The organism is Kineococcus aurantiacus, from assembly GCF_013409345.1.
GTDB classification, from domain to species: Bacteria; Actinomycetota; Actinomycetes; order Actinomycetales; family Kineococcaceae; genus Kineococcus; species Kineococcus aurantiacus.
On sequence record NZ_JACCBB010000001.1, the window covers coordinates 550763 to 577253 of the forward strand.

23 protein-coding genes are annotated in these 26491 nt (G+C 73.1%); 9 read left to right on the forward strand and 14 right to left on the reverse strand.

Going from position 1 to position 26491, the window contains the following annotated elements; all coding sequences use genetic code 11:
• The first annotated feature begins 102 nt into the window (after positions 1–102).
• Positions 103–477 (forward strand): DUF1844 domain-containing protein, encoded by a 375-nt coding sequence (locus BJ968_RS02675; protein WP_179748977.1) that lies wholly within the window; start codon positions 103–105, stop codon positions 475–477.
• On the opposite strand, the gene BJ968_RS02680 is transcribed toward BJ968_RS02675, so the two are convergent.
• Entirely contained in the window at positions 458–1687 is a 1230-nt protein-coding gene (locus BJ968_RS02680) for an MFS transporter (protein WP_179748979.1), read from the reverse strand. The genes BJ968_RS02675 and BJ968_RS02680 overlap by 20 nt on opposite strands.
• 135 nt (positions 1688–1822) lie before the next feature.
• Between BJ968_RS02680 and BJ968_RS02685 the strand changes: the two genes are divergently transcribed.
• The gene (locus BJ968_RS02685; protein WP_179748981.1) at positions 1823–2386 is read left to right on the forward strand and encodes a DoxX family membrane protein; all 564 of its coding nucleotides are present in this window, start codon (positions 1823–1825) and stop codon (positions 2384–2386) included.
• Between the two features lie 63 nt (positions 2387–2449).
• Here BJ968_RS02685 and BJ968_RS02690 read toward each other — a convergent pair whose 3' ends face one another.
• The 7 genes from BJ968_RS02690 to BJ968_RS26270 form a co-directional block, all read right to left on the reverse strand.
• Positions 2450–3202 carry an SseB family protein gene (locus BJ968_RS02690; protein WP_179756102.1) on the reverse strand — a complete coding sequence of 251 codons (753 nt, stop codon included), beginning with the start codon at positions 3200–3202 and terminating at the stop codon, positions 2450–2452.
• Positions 3199–3951 carry a bifunctional 1-(5-phosphoribosyl)-5-((5-phosphoribosylamino)methylideneamino)imidazole-4-carboxamide isomerase/phosphoribosylanthranilate isomerase PriA gene (gene priA, locus BJ968_RS02695; protein WP_179748983.1) on the reverse strand — a complete coding sequence of 251 codons (753 nt, stop codon included), beginning with the start codon at positions 3949–3951 and terminating at the stop codon, positions 3199–3201. Before priA ends, BJ968_RS02690 begins: the two co-directional genes overlap by 4 nt.
• Before the next feature lie 43 nt (positions 3952–3994).
• Positions 3995–4633: an imidazole glycerol phosphate synthase subunit HisH gene (hisH, locus tag BJ968_RS02700; protein ID WP_179748985.1), complete on the reverse strand. Its 639-nt coding sequence runs from the start codon at positions 4631–4633 to the stop codon at positions 3995–3997.
• Positions 4630–5229, reverse strand: a complete 600-nt coding sequence (hisB, locus tag BJ968_RS02705) for an imidazoleglycerol-phosphate dehydratase HisB (RefSeq protein ID WP_179748987.1) — start codon at positions 5227–5229, stop codon at positions 4630–4632. Before hisB ends, hisH begins: the two co-directional genes overlap by 4 nt.
• Positions 5226–6332 carry a histidinol-phosphate transaminase gene (locus BJ968_RS02710; RefSeq protein ID WP_179748989.1) on the reverse strand — a complete coding sequence of 369 codons (1107 nt, stop codon included), beginning with the start codon at positions 6330–6332 and terminating at the stop codon, positions 5226–5228. The genes hisB and BJ968_RS02710 overlap by 4 nt, the downstream gene beginning before the upstream one ends.
• 917 nt (positions 6333–7249) lie before the next feature.
• Positions 7250–8263, reverse strand: a complete 1014-nt coding sequence (locus BJ968_RS26265) for a Gfo/Idh/MocA family oxidoreductase (RefSeq protein ID WP_179748991.1) — start codon at positions 8261–8263, stop codon at positions 7250–7252.
• Positions 8260–9255, reverse strand: coding sequence for a Gfo/Idh/MocA family protein (locus BJ968_RS26270; RefSeq protein ID WP_343077773.1), 996 nt, complete (start codon positions 9253–9255; stop codon positions 8260–8262). Before BJ968_RS26270 ends, BJ968_RS26265 begins: the two co-directional genes overlap by 4 nt.
• 238 nt (positions 9256–9493) lie before the next feature.
• Between BJ968_RS26270 and sthA the strand changes: the two genes are divergently transcribed.
• A complete protein-coding gene (gene sthA / locus BJ968_RS02725) occupies positions 9494–10906 on the forward strand; it encodes a Si-specific NAD(P)(+) transhydrogenase (protein WP_425491561.1) in 1413 nt (470 codons plus the stop codon).
• A 356-nt stretch (positions 10907–11262) separates the two neighbouring features.
• Here sthA and BJ968_RS02730 read toward each other — a convergent pair whose 3' ends face one another.
• Positions 11263–12537, reverse strand: coding sequence for a hypothetical protein (locus BJ968_RS02730; protein ID WP_179748995.1), 1275 nt, complete (start codon positions 12535–12537; stop codon positions 11263–11265).
• Positions 12538–12678: 141 nt separating this feature from the next.
• Positions 12679–13824 (reverse strand): hypothetical protein, encoded by a 1146-nt coding sequence (locus tag BJ968_RS02735; RefSeq protein ID WP_179748997.1) that lies wholly within the window; start codon positions 13822–13824, stop codon positions 12679–12681.
• 480 nt (positions 13825–14304) lie between these two features.
• Between BJ968_RS02735 and BJ968_RS02740 the strand changes: the two genes are divergently transcribed.
• A complete protein-coding gene (locus tag BJ968_RS02740) occupies positions 14305–14562 on the forward strand; it encodes a hypothetical protein (RefSeq protein ID WP_179748999.1) in 258 nt (85 codons plus the stop codon).
• Positions 14563–14756: 194 nt separating this feature from the next.
• The gene (locus BJ968_RS02745) at positions 14757–15884 is read left to right on the forward strand and encodes a glycosyltransferase (RefSeq protein WP_179749000.1); all 1128 of its coding nucleotides are present in this window, start codon (positions 14757–14759) and stop codon (positions 15882–15884) included.
• A 39-nt stretch (positions 15885–15923) separates the two neighbouring features.
• Here BJ968_RS02745 and BJ968_RS02750 read toward each other — a convergent pair whose 3' ends face one another.
• Positions 15924–17438, reverse strand: coding sequence for an MATE family efflux transporter (locus BJ968_RS02750; RefSeq protein ID WP_179749002.1), 1515 nt, complete (start codon positions 17436–17438; stop codon positions 15924–15926).
• A 203-nt stretch (positions 17439–17641) separates the two neighbouring features.
• Positions 17642–19117 (reverse strand): phospholipid carrier-dependent glycosyltransferase, encoded by a 1476-nt coding sequence (locus tag BJ968_RS02755; protein WP_179749004.1) that lies wholly within the window; start codon positions 19115–19117, stop codon positions 17642–17644.
• Positions 19118–19588: 471 nt separating this feature from the next.
• Here BJ968_RS02755 and BJ968_RS02760 point away from each other — a divergent pair, with 471 nt between their 5' ends.
• Positions 19589–20539: a polyprenol monophosphomannose synthase gene (locus BJ968_RS02760; protein WP_343077774.1), complete on the forward strand. Its 951-nt coding sequence runs from the start codon at positions 19589–19591 to the stop codon at positions 20537–20539.
• A gap of 234 nt (positions 20540–20773) precedes the next feature.
• On the forward strand, positions 20774–22081 hold the full coding sequence (locus tag BJ968_RS02765) for a glycosyltransferase family 4 protein (protein WP_246314071.1): 1308 nt from the start codon (positions 20774–20776) through the stop codon (positions 22079–22081).
• Positions 22082–22363: 282 nt separating this feature from the next.
• On the opposite strand, the gene BJ968_RS02770 is transcribed toward BJ968_RS02765, so the two are convergent.
• Positions 22364–22510: a hypothetical protein gene (locus BJ968_RS02770; RefSeq protein WP_179749008.1), complete on the reverse strand. Its 147-nt coding sequence runs from the start codon at positions 22508–22510 to the stop codon at positions 22364–22366.
• Between the two features lie 196 nt (positions 22511–22706).
• Positions 22707–23759, reverse strand: coding sequence for a glycosyltransferase family protein (locus BJ968_RS25435; RefSeq protein WP_179749009.1), 1053 nt, complete (start codon positions 23757–23759; stop codon positions 22707–22709).
• Between the two features lie 730 nt (positions 23760–24489).
• Between BJ968_RS25435 and BJ968_RS02780 the strand changes: the two genes are divergently transcribed.
• Positions 24490–25329 carry an ATP-grasp fold amidoligase family protein gene (locus tag BJ968_RS02780; protein WP_218884727.1) on the forward strand — a complete coding sequence of 280 codons (840 nt, stop codon included), beginning with the start codon at positions 24490–24492 and terminating at the stop codon, positions 25327–25329.
• Positions 25330–25606: 277 nt separating this feature from the next.
• Positions 25607–26491 (forward strand): tyrosinase family protein, encoded by an 885-nt coding sequence (locus BJ968_RS02785; RefSeq protein ID WP_179749013.1) that lies wholly within the window; start codon positions 25607–25609, stop codon positions 26489–26491.

Consider the following 26491-nt stretch of genomic DNA (forward strand, 5'->3'; position numbering starts at 1 on the left):
GGTGGGAGGAGGCCTCCGCTTGGCGTGCCGGCCCCGCGGACGCCCGGTCCCGCGGGGGGATCGGGTGACGCGTGCCGGTCGGTCGCCTGCAAGAGTACCAGCATGCAGTCACAGACCACCCCCGGCGACGGCGCGCCCGCCGACCCCGGCGCCCTCGCCGCCCGCGACATCGCCGACGTCCCCGCCGCCGAGCTCATCACGACGACCGCCGTGCACCTCATGAGCGCGGCCGCCGTGAAGTGCGGGCTGGCCGAGGGGCCCGACGCCCGCGAGCACCTGGACCTGGCCGAGGCCCGCATCCTCATCACGGCCCTGGCCGGGCTCGTCGTGACCTCCGCCCCCGACATCGGCGGTCAGCACGCGCGCTCGCTGCGCGACGGCCTGCGCTCGCTGCAGCTGGCCTTCCGCGAGGCCTCCGACGTGCCCGACGAACCGGGCAAGGGCCCCGGGGAGCGGCTCACGGGAAGCGTGGTCTGAGGTGGACCCGGGCGGCGACCACGGCGGTCGCCGCCCCGGCCACGACCCCGGCCACCCCCACCACGAGGAACGGCGTGCCCGTCCCGGCGGCGTCGCTGACCGCCCCGGCCAGCGGGGCGCCCAGGGCCGCGCCGACCGTGGTGGCCGCGGCGTGCCAGCCCATCGCCCGCCCCCGCACCGACTCGTGCACGCCGTGGGCGACGAGGTCGACGGTGGCGCTGATGACGGGGGCGCAGAACAGGCCCGCCACGAACGTCCCCAGGGCCAGCGCCAGGGGCCCGTGCAGCAGCGCCAGGGGCGTCGTGGCCGCGCCCAGGAGGACCACGAGCAGCCACGGCGGGACCGGCCGCGGCAGCACGCCGTGCACGAGGCCGCCCACGACCGAGCCGGCCGCCCAGACCGCCAGCACGAGCCCGGTCCAGCGGACCTGACCCTCCTCGCGCAGCTGGGCGACCACGGCCAGGTCGGTCGCCGACAGCACCAGGTCGGCGGCGAAGGCGCAGGCCATGGCCAGCAGCAGGGCCGTCGTCCACACGCCGTGCCGCACCGGCGGCCCGGCCTCCCCGGGGGCCACCGGCTCGCTGCGCAACGGCGGGTCGAGCACGAACATCGCGATCGCCGCCAGGCACTGCGCGGCGCCCACGACGAGCATCGCGGCCGTCGTCGACCAGGCCAGCGCCACCGCCGTCCCGGCGGCCGGGCCGACCATGTACGAGAACTCCACGAGGACGGCGTCCAGCGAGAAGGCGGTGCGCCGGCGCTCGGCCGGGACCACGACGGCCAGCGACTGGCGCACGACGGTGAAGACGGGCGGCCCCAGCGTCCCCGCCACGAAGGCCGTCACGAGCAGGCCCGCGTAGGGCACGAAGGGCGCGACCGACCAGCAGACGGCCTGCGCGGCGATCGAGGGCACCAGGGCCCGGCGCAGCCCGTAGCGGTCCACGACCCACCCGCGCCACGGGGAGCTGACGGCCGTGCCGACGGTGGCGACCGCCCCGACCAGGCCGGCCGCGCCGTACCCCCGGTCCAGGTGCTGCACGACGTGCAGGACGCAGACGATCCCGGCCATGAAGGCCGGCACCCGCCCCAGGGAGCCGACGAGCTCGAGGACGACGACGCCGCGCACGGCCAGGACGTCGCGGTAGGGGCCGACGGCGCGGGCGAGGCGGGGGGCGCGGGGCGGAGCGGGGCGGGGTGGAGCGGAGGACACCCCAGCACTCTGGCAGCCGCCGCACCCGCCCCGCCCGCGGGTTTCGCGCCCCGCCGCACCGGGCAGGGGCCCGGGGTGGTCGAATGACCCCGCACCTTTGAACTCGCAAGCACCCGCACGCACTGGAGGACCCTCGTGGCGAACAACGACCTCGGCCTGCTGGCCCTGCGCCTCGGCATCGGCGGCACGCTCATGGCGCACGGCGCGCAGAAGCTGTTCGGCGCCTTCGGCGGCGGCGGCCTCGAAGGCACCGCCGGTGCCATGCACGCCATGGGCTTCCGCCCCGGCAAGCGCAACGCCGTCCTGGCCGGCGCCTCCGAGGCCGGTGGCGGCGCGCTGCTCGCGCTCGGGCTGGCCACCCCGGTCGGCGGTGCGCTGGCCGCGGCCGCCATGACGGCGGCCTCGTTCGTGCACAAGCCGAACGGGTTCTTCGCGACGGACGGCGGGCTGGAGCTGCCCGCGGTCCTGGGGCTGTCCTCGGCGGCGCTGGCCGTCGGCGGGCCGGGGCGGATCAGCCTCGACGAGGCCACCGGCCACGTCCTGAACAAGCGCTGGACGACCGTGCTGGCCCTGGCCGCCGCCGGGTTCGGCGCCTACACGACGATCAAGGCGCGCGAGCAGACCGTCGCCGCCGACGCGAGCGCGCAGGAGGCCGCGGACGCCCCGGCCGACGGCCCGGACACGCCCGTCGCCTCCTGAACCCGCCCCCGGGCCCACCCGGGGGCAGCGGTCCCCCCGCGCACCGGTGCGCGGGGGGACCGCTCAGGCCGGCAGGACCTGGAACTCCAGGGACTCGGCGCGCTCGGCGACGAGGCCGCCGGCCAGCCGCTCCCCCACGACCCGCAGCAGGTCGTCCAGCCCGGCCCGGTCCAGGCCGGGGACGACCCCCAGGACGACCCGCAGCTCGGCACCGCGGCCGGGTTCGCAGCGGGTGCCCCGCACGACCGGCAGGTCGGCCACCGCGTCCGCGACGGCCGCGGCGACCGTCGCGTCCAGGGCCGCGGGGATCCACGCCAGACCGCGCGCCAGGGCCCAGAAGGCGCTGCGGCGCACCACGAAGCGCACCGGGCCGGCCGGGTCCAGGACGAGCACGTCGCACTCCTCCTGCACACCCGACAGCGCGGCCTGCTCGGCCGGGACCGGCACCGGGCGGGCGTCGGCGCGCCACGCCGTCAGGGCCGCCAGGTCGGTGAACAGCGGCAGGCCGCGCCGGCCGTCGGGCTGGGTCAGCAGCGCCAGCGCCATGTCGGCGCTCTTGTCGCCGCCGTGCGCGTCGAGCTCACCGAGCTCGGCCACGACGGGGGCGAACACCCGGCCCCCCGCCAGCGCCGCGACGACGGCGCGCTCGGCGTGGACCCGGGCCAGCAGGTCCTCCCCCGTCGCGGCCCACGCGCGCAGTGCCTGCTCCAGCGCCGCCGGGCGGGACCCGTCGTCGTGGGCGAAGGCGTTGGGCTCCAGCGTGCGGCCGGCCCACGGGACGCCGGCGGAGTCCGTGCGCCGGGGGTCGGCGGTCAGGGCCGGCCGGCCACGTCGAGCGCCTGCGGCAGCGTGAAGGCCCCCGCGTACAGCGCCTTGCCCACGATGGCGCCCTCGACGCCGGCGTCGACCAGCTCGCGCAGCACCCGCAGGTCCTCCAGGCTGGAGATGCCGCCGGAGGCCACCACGGGCGCCTGCGTGCGGGAGGTGACCTCGCGCAGCAGCTCGACGTTGGGGCCGCGCAGCGTGCCGTCCTTGGTGACGTCGGTGACGACGTACCGCGAGCAGCCGTCGGCGTCGAGGCGGGCCAGGACCTCCCACAGGTCACCGCCCTCGCGGGTCCAGCCGCGCGCGGCCAGCGTCGTGCCGCGCACGTCCAGGCCCACGGCGATGCGGTCGCCGTGCCGGGCGATGGCCGCGCGCGTCCAGTCCGGGTCCTCCAGCGCGGCCGTGCCCAGGTTCACCCGGCGGCAGCCGGTCGCCAGCGCCGCCTCGAGGGAGGCGTCGTCCCGGATGCCCCCCGACAGCTCCACGGCGACGTCGAGGCGACCGACGACCTCGGCGAGCAGCTCGCGGTTCGAGCCGCGCCCGAAGGCGGCGTCGAGGTCGACGAGGTGCACCCACTCGGCGCCGGCCTCCTGCCAGGCGAGGGCCGCCTCGAGCGGTGCGCCGTAGAAGGTCTCGCTGCCGGCCTCGCCCTGGACGAGGCGGACGGCCTGGCCGTCGGCGACGTCGACGGCGGGCAGGAGCTCGAGCCGCCGGGTGGGGGTGGTGTTCTCGCTGGTCACGGGGGGCGAGTCTACGAGGGTCCGCCCCGCCCCCCGACCGGGCTCAGCCCAGGGTGTCGACCCAGTTCCGCAGCAGCTGGGCCCCGGCGTCCCCGGACTTCTCCGGGTGGAACTGGGTGGCCGTCAGCGCCCCGTTCTCGACGGCCGCGACGAAGCGGGTGCCGTGGTGGGCCCAGGTGACCTGCGGCAGCGGGACCCGGCCGTCGGTGGTGTCGACCATCTCGAAGCGCTGCACCGCGTAGGAGTGCACGAAGTAGAACCGTTCGTCCTCGACGCCGGCGAACAGCTGCGAACCGGCCGGGGGCTGGACCTTCGACCAGCCCGTGTGCGGGACCACCTCGGCGGGCAGGCGCTCGACGGTCCCGGGCCACTGGCCCAGCCCGTCGGGCAGGCCCTCGCCCGGTTCGGTGGAGGTCTCGAACATCACCTGCAGGCCCACGCAGATCCCCAGCACGGGACGGCCGCCGGCCAGGCGCCGGTCGACGATGGTGTCCCCGCCGACGGCCTTCAGCCCGGCGTTGACGGCCGCGAACGCCCCGACCCCCGGCACCAGGAGGCCGTCGGCCTCCAGGGCCGTCCTGCGGTCGGAGGTCAGCTCGACGTCGGCGCCGACGCGCTCGAGGGCGCGCACGGCCGAGCGGACGTTGCCGAACCCGTAGTCCAGGACGACGACGCGCGTCACAGCGCACCCTTGGTGGAGGGGATCCCCTGCACGCGGGGGTCGGGCTCGACGGCGTAGCGCAGGGCGCGGGCCAGGGCCTTGAACTGGGCCTCGACGACGTGGTGCGGGTCGCGGCCGGCGAGCACGCGCACGTGCAGGCAGATCTGGGCGTGGAAGGCGAAGCTCTCCAGCACGTGCCGGGTCAGCGACCCCGTGAAGTGGCCGCCGATGAGGTGGAACTCCTGGCCGGCCGGTTCGCCCTCGTGCACGCAGTAGGGGCGGCCGGAGACGTCGACGACGACGTGGGCCAGCGCCTCGTCCAGGGGTACGGTCGCGTCGGCGAAGCGGCGGATGCCGGACTTGTCGCCCAGCGCCTGCCGGAACGCCTGGCCCAGGACGATCGCGGTGTCCTCGACGGTGTGGTGGACGTCGATGTGGGTGTCGCCGCTGGCGCGGACGGTGAGGTCCATGAGGGAGTGCTTGCCCAGCGCCGTGAGCATGTGGTCGTAGAACGGCACGCTCGTGTCGATCCGCGTCGTCCCGGACCCGTCGAGGTCGAGTTCGACGAGGACGCTGGACTCGCTGGTGCTGCGCTCGATCCGCGCGGTACGGCTCACTGCTGACCCACCACTTCCTGGAGTGCGGTACGGAACTGCTGCATCTCGTCGGCCGTGCCGACCGTGACCCGCAACCAGCCGGCCGGGCCGGTCTCGCGGATGAGGACCCCGCGGTCCAGCAGACCCTGCCAGACGGCGTGCCGGTCCTCGAAGCGCCCGAACAGGACGAAGTTCGCGTCCGACTCGGCCACCTCGAACCCGTTGCCGCGCAGCCACACGACGGTCTCGTCGCGGCGGGTGCGCAGTTCGTCGACCGTCGAGAGCAGCGTCGCGGAGTGCTTCAGCGCAGCCCGGGCGGTGGCCTGGGTGACGGCCGAGAGGTGGTAGGGCAGCCGCACGATGCGCAGCGCGTCGACGAAGGCCGTCGACGCCGCGAGGTACCCCACGCGCGCGCCGGCGAGGGAGAACGCCTTGCTCATGGTGCGGCTGACGGCGAGGTTGCCGTACCGGGGCAGCAGCTCCAGGGCGCTGGGGGTGCCCGTGCGGCGGAACTCCCCGTACGCCTCGTCGACGACCACCACCGCGTTCCCCGCGGCCTCCAGGACGGCTTCGACCGTCGCGAGCGGCAGCGCGGTCCCCGTCGGGTTGTTCGGGCTGGTCAGCAGGACCACCGACGGCCGGTGCAGGCGGATCTGCTCGCGGGCGTGGTCGAGGTCGATCGTGAAGTCGGTCTCCCGGTGGCCGGTGACCCACGTCGTGAGGGTGTCGCGTGCGTACTCGGGGTACATCGAGTACGTCGGGGCGAAGCTCAGCGCGGTGCGGCCCGGGCCGCCGAAGGCCTGCAGCACGTGCAGCATCACCTCGTTGGACCCGTTGGCCGCCCAGACCTGCTCGGGGGCCAGGTCGGCGCCGGACTCGGTGCGCAGGAAGGCCGCGAGGTCGGCGCGCAGGTCGAGGAACTCGCGGTCGGGGTACCGGTTCAGCCCGGCGGCGGCCTGCGCGACCGCCGCGGCGATGTCGGCGACGATCTGCGGGGCGACCGGGTAGGGGTTCTCGTTGACGTTGAGGACGACGGGGACGTCGAGCTGGGGCGCGCCGTAGGGGTGCTCGTCGCGCAGGTCCTCGCGCAGCGGGAGGTCGGCCAGGGTCGTCGGCTCGGTCACGGGAGGATTCTCCCAGACCGGACGGGCCCCGCCGACCCGCCCACCCGGGTCCGGGGGTCGGCGCTCAGCGCCGGGGGTGAGGGCCGCGGCCGGGAGTCCGCGCGCCGCCCCGCCCCCGGGTGCGGGCGAGCGCGGTCGCCGCGGAGGACGAGCCACCGGGCGACGGGGGCCGGGCGGCGGGGCTGGTCGGCGAGTCGGGGTGGTGGCCGGGTCCCGTCGGACACCCGTGCCCGCGTCCTCGCCGCGGCCCAGGAGCCGGACCTCGTCCCCGACGCCCGGGCCGGCTCCCCGAGCAGGGCGTCAGCCGCACCGTGGGGGTCCTCACCCAGCCGGCCGCCGGCACCGCCGTGCTGCACCACGACGCCGAGGGCCACCCCGAGGCGCTGCCGGAGACCACCCGCCGGCTGCGCTCGCGGCGCACCGAGGGTCTGCCCGTCGTCGGCGACGGCCCCGAGCAGCCCCCGCAGCCCCTGACCGCCGGGCTGCAGGTCCCGGCCGTGCACGCCCACGCCCTGTCCGCCGACCCCGCCGACCCCTGGTCCTCCACCGACGGCGCCGGCGCGGGACGCCTGGTCGCCGACCACCTGCTGGACCTGGGCCGGACCCGGCCGGCGCACGTCACGGCCTCGGGGTCGGCGGCCGCGGCCGACCGGGCGCGCGGCTCCACCGACCGCCTGGCCGAGCGCGGCAGCGCCCTGGTCCTGCCCCAGCTGCTCGGCGACCGGTCCCGCGCCTGGGGCGCTGCTGGGCGCCGTGTCCGGGGAGCGGCCCATCACACCCCTCCCCCGGGCCTCCGAGGGCCTCAGCCGGCCGTCCACGACGGGCAGGGCCCCGGGGAGCATCTCGTGGGCCCTCGCAGGCAACCGTTCGTCCACCACGGGGGACCACCGACCCCGACGGGGCCGGTGGGACCGGGATCAGATCGAGAGCACCTTCGCCACCGTGCCGGTGCGCGCCCCCTCGTAGGCCGCGAGCAGGACGCCGAGGACGGCGATGCCCTCGACCTCGGTGTGCAGCGGCCGGGTGCCCTCGCGCAGGCAGTCCGCGAACGCGCCGATCTCGTCGACGAACGCGTCGGTGGCGGGGAAGGTGAACGTCTCCTCCTCACCGCTGCGCAGCTGGTAGGTCACCGAGTCCGCCGTGCCCGTCAGGGAGCCCAGCTCCCCGACGACGGAGAACTTCTCGGTGCCCGGCGCCGGGTCGTACGCCCAGCTCGTGACCATCTGCCCGACGACGCCGTTGGCGAAGCGGACGAGGACCTGCGCGGAGTCCTCGCCCTCCATGAACTTCAGCCGGTGCGTGGACAGGAAGGCCGTCGCCTCCGTGGGCTGCGCGTCCGCCAGGTGCAGCAGCAGGTACGTCGGGTGGTAGCCGGTGTCGATGAGCTCACCGCCGCCGCTGGTCTTGGCACTGGCCCGCCACCCCATGTTCTCGGGGTCGAAGTCGTTGTGGAAGCTGTCGGTCGTGCGGACCTCGTAGACCGTGCCGAGCAGCCCGGCGTCCAGCAGTTCCCTGGCCTTGGCCACCGAGGGGAAGAACAACTGGTTGTGCGCGCACATGAGGGTCACGTCGTTCGCGCGGACCGCCTCGGCGACGCGGCGGGCCTCCTCGGCCGTCAGGCACAGGGGTTTCTCGCACAGCACGTGCTTGCCGGCCTCGGCGGCGGCGACGATCGCGTCGGCGTGCAGGTGGTGCGGCAGGCAGATGTCGACGGCGTCGACGTCGGCGCTCGCCAGCATCTCGCGGTAGTCGGTGAAGGGTTTCGCGCCGAGCTCGGCGGCGCGGGTGTTCGCGGCCTCCTCCACGACGTCCGCGACGGCGGCCACCGCGATCTTCTCGGCGTGGGCGAGGTAACCCCGGACGTGCGCGCGGGTGATCCCGCCGCCGCCGATGAGCCCGACCCTGACGGTGCCGTTGACGGTCCTGGTCACTTCGATCCTCCTGCAGCGGTGTTGGCCCGCACGACGAGGCGGGTGAGTTCGACGGCGCGTTCGAGGTTGTCGATCGCGCGGGTGCCGTCCACGGCGTGCCCGACCCACTGCCCGAACGCGTCGGGGGCGTCGGCCGGCACCTCGAGGTCCTCGACCTTCCCGTCGGGCCAGCGGCGCCACAGCCGGGCGTCCTGGTCGGTGTAGTGGATCGACCCCTCGGTGCCGTGGACGTCGATCGTGAAGGCGTCGTTGCTGACGAAACCCGCCTCGATGACGCCGATCCGGCCGTCGTCGTACCCGACGGTGACGACGGCGTGGTCCTCGACGGCGCGGGGGGTGAGCGAGGCGTAGACCGCGCGGACCGTCCGCGGGTCGGCGCCGAGGAACCACTGGGTCAGGTAGACGGGGTGGCAGCCGAGGTCGGTGAGGGCGCCGCCGACGCTGGGGACGGGGTCGAAGAACCGGTCGGGCAGCCAGCCGCCCTCGCCGTGGTCGCGGCCGTGGACGGCGCCGTCGTGGGACAGCCGGACGCGGGCGTAGGTCAGCGGGCCCAGGCTGCCGGACTCGAGGACCTCGTGGACCGCCAGCGCGTACCCGTGGTAGAGCCTCGGCAGCGAGACGACCAGCGCCAGCCCGGCGTCGGCGGCCAGGGCGATCAGGCGCTCGCACTCCTCGACGGTCGGCGCGAGGAGCTTCTCGGTGAACACGTGCTTGCCGGCCGCGAGCGCGGCGGAGATGACCTCGGTGTGCGCGGTGGTCTCGGTCGTGACGGTGACGGCGTGGACGTCGTCGCGGGCGAGCAGGGCGTCGAGGTCGTCGGTGTGCTCGACCCCGAACTCCTGCGCCAGGGGGCGGCCCAGCTCGGGGTCGCGGTCCCAGACGGCGACGAGGGTGGTGCCGGGGTGGGCCGCGGCGGAGCGGGCGTAGTCCTTGGCGTGGACGTGCCAGCAGCCGAGCACGGCCACGTTGAGGGGTGGGGTCGCAGCAGGCACGGGGCGGTTCCTCCGGACGCTTCATCGGGTCGCTTGCCGGGGGCAACGCTAGGCCACGGCGGGCGACCGGGGGAAGGTCCGGGGGGCACCTTTCTGGGAACGTTCGCAGCCGGGGTGGCGGGTCGGGCGGGGCCGCTGAGGGACCCCGGCCCCCGGCCCGGTCACCGGCCCGACGGGGACCCGCCGTGTTTCGTTCTCGTGACATCGGTGGAGTTCGGGGCCCCGCGTGCCGATAGTGGTGGGTATGCGCGACCACTACGACCTCCTGGTCCTCGGCTCCGGTCCCGGCGGCCAGAAGGCGGCCATCGCCGCGGCCAAGCTCGGCAAGAAGGCCGCCCTCGTCGACGGCGGGTCGATGATGGGCGGTGTCTGCGTCAACACGGGGACGATCCCGTCCAAGACGCTGCGCGAAGCCGTCGTCCACCTGACCGGCATGGGCGTGCGCGACGTCTACGGCGCCAACTTCCGCGTCAAGGACGACATCACCATGGCCGACCTGTCGGCCCGCACCACCCACGTGATGCGCCGCGAGGCCGAGGTCGTGCGCGACCAGCTCTCGCGCAACCGCGTCGACCTGCACGACGGCATGGCCCGCTTCACCGGCCCGCACAGCGTCGTCGTCGAGGCCCCCGGCCTGCCCGCGCGGCACCTGACCGCCGACAAGTTCGTCATCGCCGTCGGCACGCGCCCCGCCCGCCCGGCCGACGTCGACTTCGGCAGCGACCGCGTCGTCGACTCCGACGGCGTCCTGCAGCTCACCGAGATCCCGCAGACCCTCGTCGTCGTGGGCGCCGGGGTCATCGGCATCGAGTACGCCTCGATGTTCGCCGCCCTCGGGACCCGGGTCACCGTCGTGGAGTCGCGGCCCGCCTTCCTCGACTTCTGCGACTCCGAGATCGTCGAGGCGCTCAAGGCCGAGCTGCGCGACCTGCGCGTCGCGTTCCGCCTCGGGGAGTCCGTCGTCAAGGTCCAGGCCGACGAGCAGGGCACCATGACCACCCTCGCCTCCGGCAAGCGCATCCCCGCCGACACCGTGCTGTACTCCGCCGGTCGCCAGGGCGCGACCGATACCCTCGACCTGGCCGCGGCCGGGCTGGAGGCCGACAAGCGCGGCCGCCTCGTCGTCGACAAGCAGTTCCGCACCGAGGTCGAGCACATCTACGCCGTCGGCGACGTCATCGGCTTCCCCGCGCTGGCCTCCACGTCGATGGAGCAGGGCCGCCTGGCGGCCTACCACGCCTTCGGCGAGCAGGTGAACTCCCTCATCGAGCTGCAGCCCATCGGGATCTACTCCGTGCCCGAGATCAGCTACTGCGGCCACACCGAGGACGAGCTGACCCGCGCCGCCGTCCCCTACGAGGTCGGGGTCGCCCGCTACCGCGAGCTGGCCCGCGGCGCCATCGTCGGCGACTCCCACGGCAAGCTGAAGCTGCTCGTGTCCACCGAGGACCGCAAGCTGCTCGGCGTGCACGTCGTGGGGACCTCGGCGACCGAGCTCGTCCACGTCGGGCAGGCCGTCATGACGTGCGGCGGCACCGTCGACCACCTCGTCGACACCGTCTTCAACTACCCGACGCTCAGCGAGGCCTACAAGGTCGCCGCGCTCGACGTCACGAACAAGATCCGGGCCGCGTCGCGGTTCGACGTCTGACCAGGTGCCACCCGGCTGACGACCACGGACGGTCCTCGCCTGGCCGGTGGAGGTGTCCTCCTCGGCCAGGCGCCGGCCAGCTCGTCCCGGTCACCCCCGGACGAGGGCACCTGCCTGCGCTCGCCGCCCGCGGGGCCCCGGCTGCTGCTGCACGACCGGGTCACCGGTGACCACGGGCGCAGGCCACGCACCGGGTGGCGGTGAGGCCCCGACCCGTCGGGGTGGGGGTCGGCCGGGTCCGGCGCGGGGACGTCCCCGAACTCCGTGACCCGACCTGCGAGGTCCACGTCGGGCTGCACGTCGACGTGCTCCCCGACGCGCCCAGCGGACGGTGCGGTGGCCGCCGCCCCGGAGCGTCAGCCGCGATCGCCGCTCAGGTGCTTCCGCTGAGCTTCGCGCACCAGGGCGACGTACTGCTCCCAGTCAGCGGTGCCGTTCCACAACTGCGCGTCGTGGGCCCAGTGCAAACCCTCCAGACCGCACGACGTCACCTGCCGGAAGGCGGCGCTCATCATCTCCCCGTCGCGGTAGGAACGCTCCAGCCTCCTCGGCAGCCCGTACCCGGGGTTCTCCCCGCTGACGCGCAGGTGGTGCTCGGCGGCCACACGGGTGATCCACCGGGTCGACGACCAACCGTCGGTGCGCGCGTCCGTGAGCGGCACGGCCACGTCCCCCGGCGCGCACTCGTCGTTCCTCCCGGAGGAGTCCGCCACCGACGTGATGAAGGCCACGGTGTGCTCGTCGGCGAGGACTCCGGCGTACAGGAGTTGCCACACGGCCCCGGTCCCGAGCAGGTCGTCGGCGAGGTTCGACCGGAACGCCTCCTCGAGCCGGCTCGGACGCACCCCGGACCCCGGCGTCAGGATCTGGACGTCACCGGTGAAGCGCAGCTCGGTGAGCAGCCGGCGCTGCCAGCGCACCACGTCGACGAGTCCACCGACGTACCAGTCGACCCAGGTGCGGGCCTGCTCGGACGTCAGGCGACTGCCCGTCCCGGGCCTCCACCACGGGAAGGGGTTGGGTCGCAGGGACTCGGGGAGACCGCTGCCGCCGAGCGCGTTGCCGTCGAAGGCCCAGTAGCTGCCGCCGCCGGGGTAGAGGACCTCGGGCTCACCTCCCGACGTCAGGCGCACGGCCGCGATGGAGGACAGTTCCACGGCGCTCGCGACGCGCCGGACGTACCCTTCGGCGGCCTGCCGGACCGCCGCGCTGAAGACGAAGTTGGTGCCTTCCGAGCGCTCACCGGCGGCGTTGACGAAGCGCGCCCCCTGCAGGTCGCCCACCCAGTCCGGCGTGTAGTGCAGTCCCAGGCCCAGCGTCACGGTGCGGCCGGCGGCGCGGGCGTCGACGACCGTCTGGGCGAAGTCGTCCAGGTACTGCTCGTCGTACTCACCGTCCGCCGGTTCGGCCTCGCGCCAGGAGAGCTCCAGCATGGCGCCGCGGATGCCGGCGCGCGCCTCCTCGCTGAAGCGCTCGGGCATGGACAGGAGCGTCCCGAAGACGAGGGGTTCCCCCGGTGGGTTCGGCTCCTCCGCGGAGGTGCAGCCCACGAGCATCGCCAGCACGGCCACCGGGGCGAACCGCCGCACGACAGCGTGCAGGCCCGCACGAGCGGGCTGTTGCGTCGACACCGTCCCAGGGTAGGTGTTCACCTCCCCGGGAGGTGCGGGCCCGCTGGCGGTCGCCGTGGTGCGCGACCGCCAGGGGCACCGCCGATCACTCCGTCGACGCCGCTGTCGTCCACCGCGGCGTCCCGGAGCAGCGCCGATGCGTCAGGGCACCGACGGCCACGCCAAGGTGGCGTTCTGGCCCCCGACAGCCTTGACCCGGGACGAGTAGGTGCTGAACGACACGGTCCCGTCGAAGAGCCGGCTGTCGTGCGCCCAGTAGAAGGTTTCGAAGTCGCACGACTTCGCCATGGAGACGGCCACGCTCATCATCCCCGTCGACGACGTGTTGACGTACTGGGCGTTCAGCTTCTCGGGCATGTTGTACCCGGGGTTCTCGCCGGACACCTTCAACCCGTTCTCCCGCGCGATGCGGGTGAGCCAGCGCGCGGACGACCAGTAGGCGGTTTCCTGGGCGGCGAGCGCCACGGACGCGTCGGTCGACTGGCAGATCCCGTTGCCCCCGGAGTTGTCCGCCACCCCGGTGGCGTACAGGGTCACGTCACCACGTCCCTTGAACGCTGCGGCGATCTCGGTCCACGCCGCACCGACACCGACGATCCCGTCGGGCAGCGCCTTGCTGACCGCCCCGGTCACAGCGGACGGGCGCGCGCCATAACCCGGCATGAGCAGCTGGTAGTGCCCCCGGAACCCGAGGGAGGCGGCTCGGTTCATCTGCCAGCGAGCGACGTCGACGAGCCCACCGATGTACCAGTTCTTCCACTTGAGGACCTGGGCGGGGTCGGTGCCGGTCGTGCCGGGCTTCCAGCCGGGCAGCGGGTTGCGCGCCATGGTCGCCGGCAGGTCGGCGCCGCCCTGCGCGTTGACGTCGAAGGCGTAGTAGCTGCCGGTGCCCGGGTACACGAGTTCGGACTTGCCACCCGAGGTGACCCGCAGACCGTAGAAGTTCTCGAAGCCCAGGTCAGCGTCCACCCGGTTCATGTAGACGTTCGCGGCATCGCGCAGCTTGCGGTTGAAGACGAGGTTGACGGACGACGACTTGGTCCCGTACTGATCGACCAGGGCGCTGTTGGGCATGGCCTTCACCCAGTCCGGGGCGTAGTGCGTACCCAGCCCCAGGCTGACCTTCAGGCCCGCCTCGCGCAGCTTGCGCACTTCACCCTTCTTGTAGGAGATGTAGTTGGTGTTGAACTCTCCCGGACGAGGCTCGTAGCTCCTCCAGGACAACTCGACCATCGCAGTGCGCATCCCACCGGCGAACTCCTGCGCGGCCCGGTCGGGCGACGTCATGATCGTCCCGAAGGCCGGCGGCGTGCTGTCCGCCTGAGCGGACGGTACGCCGACGAGGACGGTGAGTGCCGTGAGCGCTGAGACGGCCATCACACTGCGTGCGCGCTTGAGGTGCCGGGTCGTCCCACGGAGGGAGGCGGTGTAACGCTGAGCGAGAGTTCGACGATGATTCACGGGGGGACTCCAAGTTGGGGGGGTCAACTTCCCGTGTCATCGGCGGCTCGGAGCAGCTCCTTGACAGGCATCTTCTCCGTGGGCGTCCGCTGGAGCCTCGTCCGTGACGGTCCCCCGCCGGCTCAGGGCCTGCCGGTTCGCCTCCGGGCGGGCGGTGCCGTGCTCGAACCCACGTCCCGCGAGCACCGGGACGACGTCGGGGTGTCGCCCGCGACGCGGGCGTGATCCCGGAGCAGACCGCCGCGCGACGGTCCACCTGCTCCGAGCGGACGTGCCCGGCAGCTCGGGACGAGACGATCACCGCTCGTGCGGGATCTGGCCGCCGAGGGCGTCTCGGAGGGCCCCACGGGTCGCGGGCCGGGCGTCGCCCGCCGGGGCGGGCCGACGGGTCGAGCCGGGACCTGCGCGGACGACGCCACGACGGAACCCTTCCCCGGCCTGCTGCAGGAGGACGTCCCGGACCGTCGCCGCTCGCGGGGTCCGGGAGGAACCACGGCCGCCACCGGCGGACGCCGGGCCGACCGGGTCGGGGGCGAGGTCAGGGCGAACTCCGACGCGTCGTGAGTGGGGGCGGTCGGGGGTGTCCACCTCGGGCGGTGTCGAACCCGCGAGAGGTTCCCTGTTCCTCGGTCGCGGCGGTGAGTGGCTGCGCACCTCACCCCGGTTCGACGGGAGAGTTCACTCTTCCGGCGCCTCCACCCCCCGGTTACGATGCGGTGGTGCAGACGTCGGCCTCGAGTTCGCTCCTGCGAGTGGGCGTGGACGCTCGCGTCCTGACTGACAAGTACCACGGCATCGGCAGAGTCCTCGACCAGCTCCTCCAGCGACTGGTCCGTGAACCGGACCTGGAACTCGTGCTGTTCCACTCGGGTGAGCGTTCGCAGCGTTTCGACGTCGAGCGCTTCGCCGCCTTCCCGTCCGTCGAACTCCGGCGGTTCGACCTCAGCATGGACTCGCCGCGGCAGACTCCGGCGTGGTGGCGGGCCGCCCGGGCAGCCGGTGTCGACCTGGTCTTCCACCCGTACCACGTGGGTGCCCCTCTCGTGGGGCGCGGGCGTCGCGCCGTGCTGGTGCACGACTGCATCCTCGAAGCGGACCGCCGGTTCGCGCCGGCAGGTGTGCGGCTGCCCTACATGGCGCTGACGGCCGCGGTGGTCAGGACCAGCGAGGTGTTCACGGTCAGTCGCGCCTCCGCGGAAGCCCTGCGGTCGACCTACCGCGTGCCGGTCTCCCTGGACCGCGTCGTCCACAACGGCGTCGCCGAGGAGTTCGCCCGGGCTCGTCCCCTGGACGCCACCGCCCGGGCCGACCTCGGGCTTCCCGAGCGGTTCGTGCTCACCGTCGGCGCGCGTCGACCCCACAAGGACGTGGCCACGGTGGTGCGCGCCCTGCCGATGCTGCCTCCTGACGTCCACCTGGTCATGGTGGGCAACGTGGACGCACGACTGCCGGACGAGGTACCGGGTGTGATCGACCGCCTGGGTGTGGCTGGACGAGTGCACCACGTGCCCTTCGTCCCCGAGGAGCACCTGCCCGGCCTGTACGCGACGGCCGACGCCCTGGTGTACCCGTCGTTGGTGGAGGGTTTCGGTCTGCCGATGCTGGAGGCGATGGCCGCCGGCACCCCTGTCGTCGCCAGCGACATCCCCGTCTTCCGCGAGGTGGGCGCGGAGGCAGCGCTGTTCGCCGCGCCGGGTGATGCAGCGGCGTGGGCGCAGCAGGTCCGACGGCTGAGCGGTCCGTACGCCGACGACGAGTTGCGCCGCTCGCTGGTGTCGGCCGGCCGGTCCAACGCTGCCGGGTACCGCTGGGACACGGCGGCGTCGAACCTCCTGCAGCAGCTTCGCCGCGCTGGTCGGCGTCGACCGTCGGTGCCGGCCCGCTGAGGGCGACCGAGCGGGCGGGGTGAACGCGTACCGGCTCGGTCAGCGGCGGTGCCGGCCCCTCTTCTCGCGGACGACTCGGGCGAGGACCGCCTGCCAGCACTGAGGGAGCAGACCCTGGAACTCGGGGAAGGCCACGCAGGCGACGGTCGCCCCCGCCAGCGCCGTCACCACGAGCCACCAGACCGGTCCCGGCGCGAACACGAGAGCCCCGACGACGACTGCCGCGACGACGTAGACCCACGGGTGCAGCGCCGCCACCAGCTCGACCGGCACCGAACGTTGAGAGGGCAGGAGCACGACCGCTCCGACCGCGACGACCGCCCCCGCGAGCGTCGCCACGGCGAAGGCGGTGAGGCCCCCGAAGTGGCCGGCGAGGGAGATGGCGGAGACGTACAGGAGGGCGGCTCCACCCAGGACCAGGTGGGGGTGCCAGCTGTCCACGCGGGCCTGCTCGAAGGTCGAGACGAGGTTCAGGAGGCCGGCGAGGACACCCAGGGGGGCCGTGAACGCCAGCCAGTTCCGCAGCGTCGAGAACTCGCTCGGGAAGAGAGCTCCGAGCACCGCCGGTGGAACGGTGACGAGGACCACCCAGCCGAAGCACGAGACCAGCAGGTAGCTGATGAGGGCCCTGCTCCTGGCCTTCGCGGAGTTCTCGCGCACGAGCAGCGGGAAGACGGCGGTGGAGACGGCGGTGCTCACGAAGAGAGGCACCCTGCCCAGGGTCGAGGCCGCCTGGTAGGCGGCGGTGTCACTGGCTGCCGCGCTGACCATCGTCACCACGAGGCTGTCCGCCGCGCCGATCACCGCGACGCCGATCTGCAACCCACCGATCCGCGCTGCGCTCACCCACAGGTCGGCGGTGTGCGCCACCGACGTGGGTCGGCCGATCGAGCGGGCGAAGGACGGGAAGGAGGCGAAGAGGACCAGGCACCCGAGCAGGGAGGCGAGCAGGACCATCGCGGCCGAACCGGACGTCGCTCGAGCCAGGAGGATGCCGGTCACCACCTTGACGACGACCTCGCTCAGCTTGAGCACGGCGATGAGGTTCGTTCGACGGTGTCCCTGCAGCCACCCCGCCCCGGTCGACGACACCGCGAGCAGGAAGGCCGTGAGGCTCGTGACGACGACAGCGCCGCTGGAGGCGAAGGAGGCGCAGACCAGGGCCACGAGGCCGGCCAGCAGAGCTCCCGACCACAGGTTCAGCCAAAAGGCGAACGTGACGCTCCGGCGCGCGGCGGAGGGGTCGTCGCCGCGCAGGGCGAGATCCCGGGCGAGCACCCACGGGACTCCCGCCGAGCCGATGGTGCCCTGGATGATGAGGACGGAGAGCACCGCCGCGAAGACGGTGTACTGCGCGGCGGGCATGAGGTGCGTCAGCGACAGCGAGTACAGGTAGTTCAGGACGCCGATCGCCACGTTGGCGACCGTGAGCAGCCCGGACGCGTGCGCACCGGTGCTGCGCGGCGCCCGTCGACCGGTGCGCAGCGACAGCCCCCCGGCCCGGGGGGCGGCCGCTGCGGTCGTCGGGGCGACGTCGACCCGTGCGGCCGTCACCGGAGCACCGGGCCCTCCCTCGTCCAGCACGACGCCGGGCGCGCTGCGACCTCGGCCGGGGAGGGGTGCTCCGCGGGGTGCCGGCAGCTCGGTGGCCCGGTGTCGAGCCGCCCAGCCGCCGCGCTCACGGCCCTTCCCGTCCTGCGGCGGGCGCGCCGCGGTGGCGTCCACCGCCGCTGGACGCGTCCCCTCCTTCTCGTGCGTCACCAGGTCGAGGGGTCGTGCACTCGGTAGACCGAGACGTCGCCGTACGTCGCGCCGCGCTGCTGGAAGACGAGGTCGGAGCGCGAGACGTACCACTGCACGTCCCGGGGCGAGGCGTAGGAGTACCGCTGCTCGACCTCCTTCTGCAGGATTAGGAGGTAGAAGGGAGCCTGTGCCGCCATCTGCGCGGGGTCCCTCAGGGGGATCGTCGAGTAGTCGGTGCCGCGGAACACGTACTTCGTCTGGCCCGCGATCCACACGACCTTCGACCCGGGCGGGGCGTTGTGCGTCAGCCACTCGTACGCCTGCACCTGACCGTCGTCAGGCGTGGCACGCAGCCGTGCCCACGAGAACGTGTCGAAGACCAGGGCCACCGCGAGGACCGCCCCGACGACGGCGATCGACGTCCTGGGGTTCCCCCGCCGTGCCCGCCGGACCAGGTCGGTGGCCGCGACGGCGAGCGGTACCAGGACGGGTACGACGACGAAGTAGAACAGGTGCTCCTCGCTGGTGCCGAAGAGGACGCCGTACCCGACCACGCCGCAACCGGAGACCGCCACCACCGCCACGAACTTCTCCGACTGCCGTCGCGCCCGCACGAGCAACCACAGCGAAGCCGCTGCACCGACGGCCATCACGGCGTAGCTCGTGCCGAAGTCGTGCAGCTGCTGCACCGCCACCGAGGTGATGGAGGGGGCGTCGTCGGCGTTGTAGCCGGTCGTGATGGTCGCGCCGGCGAGCCGGGACAACCCCCAGGTCTTCGACCGCCACAACTCCGGCAGCAGACCGGCTGAGGCGACGAAACCGACGAAGACCGCGTAGGGCACGCAGGCGGCGGCCAGCGCGACGGCGCTCAGCTTCCGGGGGAGGAACCACCCGGTGAGCAGGCCCAGCGCCAGGGGGAAGGCCGTGATGAAGGCAGCCATGTCCTTGGTGGCGATCGCGCAACCGAACAACAGGCCACCGGCCGCCGCCACCGCGACCTCTCGCCGCGCCGACCGCCGCGGGGCCGGCACCACGGCGTTGCGACGGTTCATCAGCGGGACGAGGACCGCGAGCCCCAGGACGGCCCACGCCACGGTCGAGCTCTCCAGGAGGATCCGACCGTTCTGGCGTGCGATGAAGGGGTCCAGGGCGAAGACGAGTCCTGTGATCAGCGCAGGAGTGCGGCCGGTGAGCTCGCGCACCACGAGGAAGAGTCCCACTGCTGTCAGCGCCACGAGCACCTGCTGCGCCTCGCGCATGGCGAACACGGCACCGAAGCGGTCGGCGTCGACCCCGAACAGGCGCATCCACAAGGACTCGTAGACGAAGAAACCCGGTGGGTGGATGAGGAACGGCTGACTCGGTGTCCCCGGGGGGACGTGGCCGTCCCGGACGCTCTGGCCCTGCAGGAGGTAGACGAACTCGTCGACGTAGACGTCGTAGGCGGTCCGGATGCCGGGGAGACGGACAGCGAGGGTGGCGCCGACCACGATCGCGAGGAGGCCGGCGTCGACGCGCGAGAAGCGCGGTGCCGCGGTCGCACGGGAACGTCCGGCAGGCCGACCAGCATCCGTGGTGCTGCTCGTGAGGGAGTGGCTCATCACGCAGTCGTGCTCGGTGGTCTGGTCGACAGGTGCACGCGGCTAACCCTTCGAAGCGGGAACTCCAGCGATTCGCGTCGGCACGCAGTGGAAGGTGCGTCACTGCGGCATCAGGGGCGTGAGGGCCGGGCTTCGTCCCTCGGACGGCAGACAGTAGGTCAGTCGCCGCTCCCTCGGCAAGGGGCGTTCGTCGCCGGTCGCACCGCCCGCGGAGAGCGCACGGTGGTGGTGCCGCCGTCGGCGAACCGGACCCAGGTCGCGCGCCGCCGAACGGCCCCGTCGTCACGCGCCCTAGGCAGCGACCTGCTGGTGCGCTACGGTCGCGATGCTTCAGCGTGTCCGTGCACCCCCTGGTGACAGGTGCACGTCTGCCCCGCCATCTGCGAGGGCGAGAGTTCGCGGCGAAACGATCACGGAGCAATGAACCCGGCACAGGAGGCTGCGGTGCGCGTTCTTGTGGTGTTGCCCACCTACCAGGAAGCCGAGAACATCGAGCGCACGCTCGGTCTCGTGCTGGCGGCGAGCGTCCGACCCGACGTCCTCGTCGTGGACGACAGTTCCCCCGACGGCACGGGGCGGCTGGTGGAGGAGATCGGGGCCCAGCACCCCGGCCGCGTGCAGCTGATGACGCGAGCGGTCAAGGACGGTCTGGGAGGGGCCTACCGCGCGGGGTTCCGCCGTGCGGTGGACGGCCCGCACGACGTCGTGGTGCAGATGGACGCCGACGGGTCCCACCCCGTCAGCGCTCTGGCGCCCATGCTGGCCGCGATCGAGTCCGGGGCCGACCTCGTCCTCGGTTCACGGTACGTGCGCGGGGGTGGGGTCGACGACGACTGGCCGCTCGAGCGACGCGTCCTGTCCCGCGGCGGGAACCTCTACGCCTCCGCTCTGCTCCGCCTCGGCGTTCGCGACCTCACCGGCGGGTTCAAGATGTGGCGCACCGAGCTCCTGCGTTCCCTCCCCGTCGATCGCCTCGACGCTGCGGGGTACGCCTTCCAGATCCAGACCACGCTCGCCGCGAAGCGCGACGGGGCCACCGTCGTCGAGGTTCCCATCCACTTCACCGAACGGCGGTACGGGGAATCGAAGATGAGCAGCACGATCGTCCGCGAGGCCATGGTGGCGGTGGCTCGCATGGCGATCGAGGGGCCGGAGCCAGGACGTCGTCGTCGTGGTGGGTCCCTCGTCGTCAACCTCCCCCAGCAGCAGGGGGAGGTGTCGCGACTCGCGGGGGCGGGCGGTCCTGCCGACGGTGCCGGCGAGTCGCTCCGAGGGGCCGCACGTGTCGGCGTGAAGCCTCCACAGGTGTGAGTAGCTACCTAAGGTTCACTCAAAGCTACTGATCGTAGTGATGCTTGCGCCGATCGGGTGAGCATCACTAGCGTTTGCTCACAGAGAGCCACGTCCGGGGGTCATCGAGGCCAGCGGTACCGGGCGTGACCCCACGCGGCCGTCTCGGGTGGCGCTCCGACGCGGCACGGTTCCACGAGTCACGCACGTTGCCAGTGATGGAACTTTCGTCTCGCTCGAGGGGAAACACCGCCGATGCGCGCGCTGATCGTCACATCCGAGGCCCCGCCCACCGTTTCAGGCATCTCCCGGACGGTGGGGCGCCTCGCCGAGGGCCTTCGAGCTCGTGGTCACGTGGTGGACACCGTCTCCTCCACGGAGATCCCCCGGATCGTCTTCGGGGAGGTCCGTCTCAGTTCCTTCGCGCTCCACTGGCCCGGCATCCGCCGGAAGATGCAGGGGTACGACGTGGTCAACCTGCACGGTCCGGTGCCGACGCTCAGCGACGTCTTCCTGCTCATGACGCGGTTCTCCCGTCCTTCGTCGAGAGTTCCGCTGGTGTACACGCACCACTCGGCCATCGAGATCGAGGGGATGCTCAAGGCGACCGACGTCTACAACGGCGTGCACCGGTGGTTGAGCCACGTCGCCGATCGGACCGTGACGACGTCACGGTTCTACCGAGACAGCCTCTTCGCGCCGTCAGCGCGCAACGTGTCGGTCATCCCCTGGGGAGTGGACCCCGTGCCGGGCATCGTGCAGCGGTCTCCGCGCGAGCCCGGTCAGCCGCTGAGAGTCCTCTTCGTCGGGCAGATGCGTCCCTACAAGGGGGTGGACGTCCTCCTCGACGCCGTCATCGGACGCGCCGAACTGCAGCTGACCCTGGTGGGAGCAGGGCCGGACCTGGAGAAGCACGAACGGACCGTCCGATCCAGGGGTGCGCAGAACGTCCGCTTCCTCGGCCGGGTGCCTGACGCGGAACTGCACCTCGCCTACCAGGAGCACGACGTCATCGTCCTGCCCTCCGTGACCCGAGCGGAGGCCTTCGGGCTGGTCGTCCTCGAGGGCATGGTGCGCGGGCTCGTCCCCGTCGTCTCGGAGTTGCCGGGCGTGCGGGACGTGGCCGAGGGGGCCGGGGTCGTCGTCCCGCCCCGGGACGCGGACGCCCTGCGACGTGCCCTGGTCGACCTCGCGGCCGATCCGCACGAGATCGCCCGGCTGCACTCGCGGTCCCTGGAACGGGCCGCCGAGTTGTCCTGGGAGTCGACGATCGACGCCTACGAGAAGGTGATGCTGGAACTCGCCCCCCGGGAGTCGGAGCACCGCGTGGTCGACGTGCGCGACGGCGGTTCCGGGTACGTCGTCCCGCGGCAGACGCCGAGAGGGAGCGGCGACGTCCAGGGGGCGAACGCCGGGCTGCCTCCCACGACCCGACGGGTGCGGCTCGGGCCGGGACCGTGGGCGACGCCGCGACGAGGGGTGCGCGGCACGACCCCCGCACTCCCCCAGAACACGGCGGTCGACACGGCGGTCGACACCGCGGTCGACACCGCGTCGTCGTGAGCACGATCGACGTGCGGGTACCCCGGGCGCAGGCGCGGCCGACCTTGAACCCCCTCGACGATGCCCGATGCGCCGACCAGCAGGCGTTCCCGGAACCGGTGAGCAGGTGGTCCTCGGATCCGTCGCGTCCCCCGGTCCACCGGTGAGGGGCCGGGGTGACACTCGACCGGCCCACCTGCGCGGTCGGCACCTGCACCCAGGTGCAGCCGGACCAGCACGTGGGCGGTGCCGGCAGCCCGTCGGGCACCACCTCGTCGACGGCCTCCGCCACGAACCCACCGGTCACACCGTCGCGGCCCGGTCGTGGACGCGGTCGGTGGTGATCAGGGCGCCGTTCAGCAGTGGACGCTCAGGTGTTCCGTGCGCTACCCCCACGACCCCGGACAGCTCGGGTACCTGGGCATCGAGGGCGTCGAGGGCGTCGAGCACCACGTGCACGTGGCGGTTCGCGCTGGGGAGCGGAGAGGCCGACGGTGCCGCCGCGAGCCAGGCCTGCGGGGGTGGCGTGCTGACGCACGAGCTGCGGCGGTGCGACCGCCCGGGTCGGGCAGCTCAGGACGCGGCGGGGGCCGGTGCCGGCCCGGCGGGTGGGCAGCAGCCGGCTGGTCAACGCCCTCCAGCAGCCTCAGAGGGACTGCAGGAAGGCCGCCAACCGGTCGGCGATGCCCACCCACCCCTTGCCCTGGGCGACGTCCGCCCCCTCCTGGTTCAGCTGCGCCGATGTCGCCAGTTCGGAGATGCGTCGTGCCGCCGCGGCCGCGTCCGGCACGTCCCACACGCCCGGCGCCCCCTCCGCGCTCACCTGCCGGACGGCGCCGGTCGACACCACGAACAACCCGCAGGCGAGGTACTCGTACATCTTCATCGGGCTCCGCCCGTGGTTCTGGACGACGTCCCGGAAGGGCATGAGACCGACGCGGTACCGAGCCAGCACGTCCGGCAGGTCGTCGTAGGGGAGCGGGCCGTGCAGCGTGACGTTCGCGGGCCAGTCCCGGCCCGGTGGCCGGGGGCCGTAGAGGGCGAACGGCACCTCCGGCGCGAGCGATGCGACCTCAGCCAGCCACGCAGCGTCGAAGCGGTCGTCCATGGCGCCGACGTAGACGGCACCCGCGATCCGCGCGGCACCGCTCGCGGGGCGGACGACGTGAGCCAGGTCCACCCCGTTGGGCAGCGTCAGGTGCGGTACCTGACGCGCACGGGCGGGGAGGGCTCGGAGCACCTGCTCGGAGGTGGCGACCACGCCGTCCGCTCTGCGGACGAGGCGTGCCTGCGCGGCGCCGTGGAAGCGGCCTTCGTACTGGTCCGTGGGGCGGTAGACGACCCGGCGGGGGGTGAGCACGTCCTCCAGGCCGGCGAAGAGCGGCTCGTCGATCACGAGGAAGTCGGGATCGTCCATGTCCAGCGCGGACAGCGTGGTGCGCAGACCCGGGAACACGGCCCGCTCCACGACGGGACGGGGCAGGAAACCGTTCCCCTGCACCGGGACGACGGTGAAGGGGACGATGTCCACGAGGTTCTCCTCCACCTGCCAGGGACCCATCGAGTGCTCCCGCCAGCGTCGGGTCAGGTTCGACGAACCGGTGGAGCCCGTGAAGCGCAACGGCGAGAGGGGCGTCGACACGTGGACGACGAGGTGGCCCTGGCGCGCCAGTTCCCGCGACAGGTGGTGACTTCCCACGCGGAAGGTCGAGGTTCTCGCGGTGTGACTTGCGAACACGATGCGGCTCACCCGCTGATCGTAGTGCCGCGAGGAGAGCTGGGAGGGTGAAGGTGGTGATCGATCGCACCGTTCGCCGTCCCGCCGCCGGGGCGCGGGCGGCGGGGTGGGGCGACCCGGTTCGAGCGCGGCGCGGCCGTGGTCGGCCTCGCGGCGAGCTGCTCCGCCGGCGGTGCAGGACACCCGTGGGCAGGGACGCGCCGTTGCGCTGCTGTGCGGCCGATCCGCCGGGTGCACCGGCAGTTCGATGCGCGAGGTGGTGGCGCGCGTCGAGGACGCTGTCGGGCACGAGCCGCACCACGAGGAGCACGAGGTCGTCGAGCCGAGTGCGGGGGGAGTTCCTGCGTCGTCCTCGCGGGGGTGCTCCCGGCGCGGGTGGCTCGCTCGCACCTCCCCGGCTCGGCCCGGTCGTCGGAGCACCTCGATCCCCGTGTCACGAACGACAGCAGGAACCGGTTGACGGCACACCGCCCCTTCTCGTCTCGGCCGGGCCTCGTGCTGCGACCGGCGGCGGACACCCCTGGGCTAGGAGAAACCCATGACGACGACTGCAGCACCCCAGCAACGCTTCCCCTCGGCCGCCACCCTCTACCGCCGTGCTGTCGACGCCCTTCCGCTGCGCGTGCGACACGGCGCCTGGTACCACTACCGCAACCTGCGCTACCGCCGGGACTTCGGCCGCTGGCCCTCCGTGCACGACCCGCAGTACTTCACCGAGAAGGTGCTCTGGAGGATCGCCCACGACCGCCGCCAGCTCCTGGCGGTCACCTGCGACAAAGCGCGCATGAAGGAGTGGGCGCGGCAGAACGCCCCGGCGTTCGTGCAGATCCCGCGCCTGCGCTGGCAGGGGAGGGACCTGAGGGAGCTCGCGGACGTCGACCTGCCGGAGCACTGGGTGCTGAAACCCAACCACCGCTCCGCTCTGGTCCAGTTCGGCAGCGGCGCTCCGGACGTCGACGACCTGCTGTCCCGCACCGCTGGGTGGCTGGACCCGCTGCAGTGGGTAGCGCTGGGCGAGTGGGCGTACACGCTGGCGGACGCGTCCTACCTCGTGGAAGACCGGATCGGTGTTCCCGGTGACGAACTGACCGACTTCAAGTTCTACGTGTTCGAGGGCGACGTCGCCCTCGTGCACACCGACACCAACCGCTTCACCCATCGCGGGCACCGCCTCTACTCGCCGGACTGGCAGTGGGTCGGACGCGCCAAGGGGATGCCCACGGGAGAGGACGTGCCCCGCCCGGAACTCCTCGAGGAGATGCTCGAGGCGGCCTCGGCGATGGGGCGTGGGTTCGACTTCATCCGGGTCGACCTCTACCAGCACGACGGTCAGGTCTGGTTCGGGGAGATCACCCCGTACCCCGGGAGCGGGACGATCAGCTGGCAGCCCGATGAACTCGACCTGCGGATCGGTCGGCGTTGGCGCTTGCCGTCCTTCGACGAGACCCCCGTGCCGCCGGTCGACCACGGAGCGGATCGCCGCGTCGCGTCTCCGGGTGCCCGGGAGGCGGCCAGTCGCGTACCGCTGTGACGTCGACGCGCGCGGTTCGACGGGGACCGGGCTGAGCCGGCCGGCACGGCCCACGCCCTGGTCACCGGCTGCACCTGCGCCCGGAGCCCCGGCACGCCGATCGTGATCAGGCCCAGGACGTGTCGACCGCGGTGCGCGGCGGGCGGGCAGCACGGCTGCCCCTTCCCCGTAGGGCCGGGTACCGCTAACCTCACCGCCAGCACTTCGCTGCCGCGACGCCTCGGCCACCGGGTCGTTCGGGAGCTCATGATGCGGCCCGTCACATGGAGGACCTCCTGTGTCCGTGCGCAAGAACATCCTCAGCCTGACAGCAGCCGAGACGCAGCGGTTGTTCGCCGCCTTCAACACGCTCAAGGCGGACGGTCGCTACGACAACTTCACCCGTCGCCACATGAGGGCGATGAACACCGCGACGCCCGCCGGGTCGTCGCGCAACGTGGCGCACCGAGGTCCGGCGTTCCTCCCGTGGCACCGCGCATCGCTGCTCGAGTTCGAGAGCGCACTGCTGAGCGTCGACCCCTCGATCTCCGGGCTGCCGTACTGGAAGTGGGAGCAGGAGTCCGCCCTGAACGCGGGGAAGCCCGCGACCTCGCGGTTCTGGAGCGCGGCCCTCGTGGGGTCCGACGGGGTGGCGACGGCCGGCGACCGCGTCCAGGACGGTCCCTTCGCGTCGTGGACCGCACTGATCCACCAGAGCAGCACCAACACCTTCGTACCGCGCTCCACCCCCGGTCTCGTCCGGCGCCTCGGCCGCGACCCCGGCGGGGTCACGACGCTCGCCGACCAGGCCCAGGTGACCGACGCCCTGAACAACTTCACGACCTACGACCTGGCTCCCTGGGACGCCACGGTCGCCAGCTTCCGCAACCGGCTGGAGGGGTGGCACGCCGGGTCCCGGCTGCACAACCAGGTGCACCGGTGGGTGGGTGGGGACATGCTGGTGGGGACCTCGCCCAACGACCCCGTCTTCTGGTTGCACCACTGCAACATCGACCGCATCTGGTGGTCGTGGCAGTCCCGCTACGGCGTCACCACCAAGTACCAGCCCGCCTCGGGGGGACCCGTCGGCCACAACCGCAACGACGTGATGCAGCAGCTCATCACCCCCCGGCCGATCGCCGAGGTCCTCGACATCCGGACGCTCGGGTACAAGTACTCCTAG

Excerpts from the sequence above, each read along its gene's own strand:
- BJ968_RS02675 (WP_179748977.1), top strand. The coding sequence starts at position 103 with ATGCAGTCACAGACCACCCCCGGCGACGGCGCGCCCGCCGACCCCGGC.
- BJ968_RS02735 (WP_179748997.1), bottom strand. The coding sequence starts at position 13,824 with ATGACGTCGCCCGACCGGGCCGCGCAGGAGTTCGCCGGTGGGATGCGC.
- BJ968_RS02765 (WP_246314071.1), top strand. The coding sequence starts at position 20,774 with ATGCGCGCGCTGATCGTCACATCCGAGGCCCCGCCCACCGTTTCAGGC.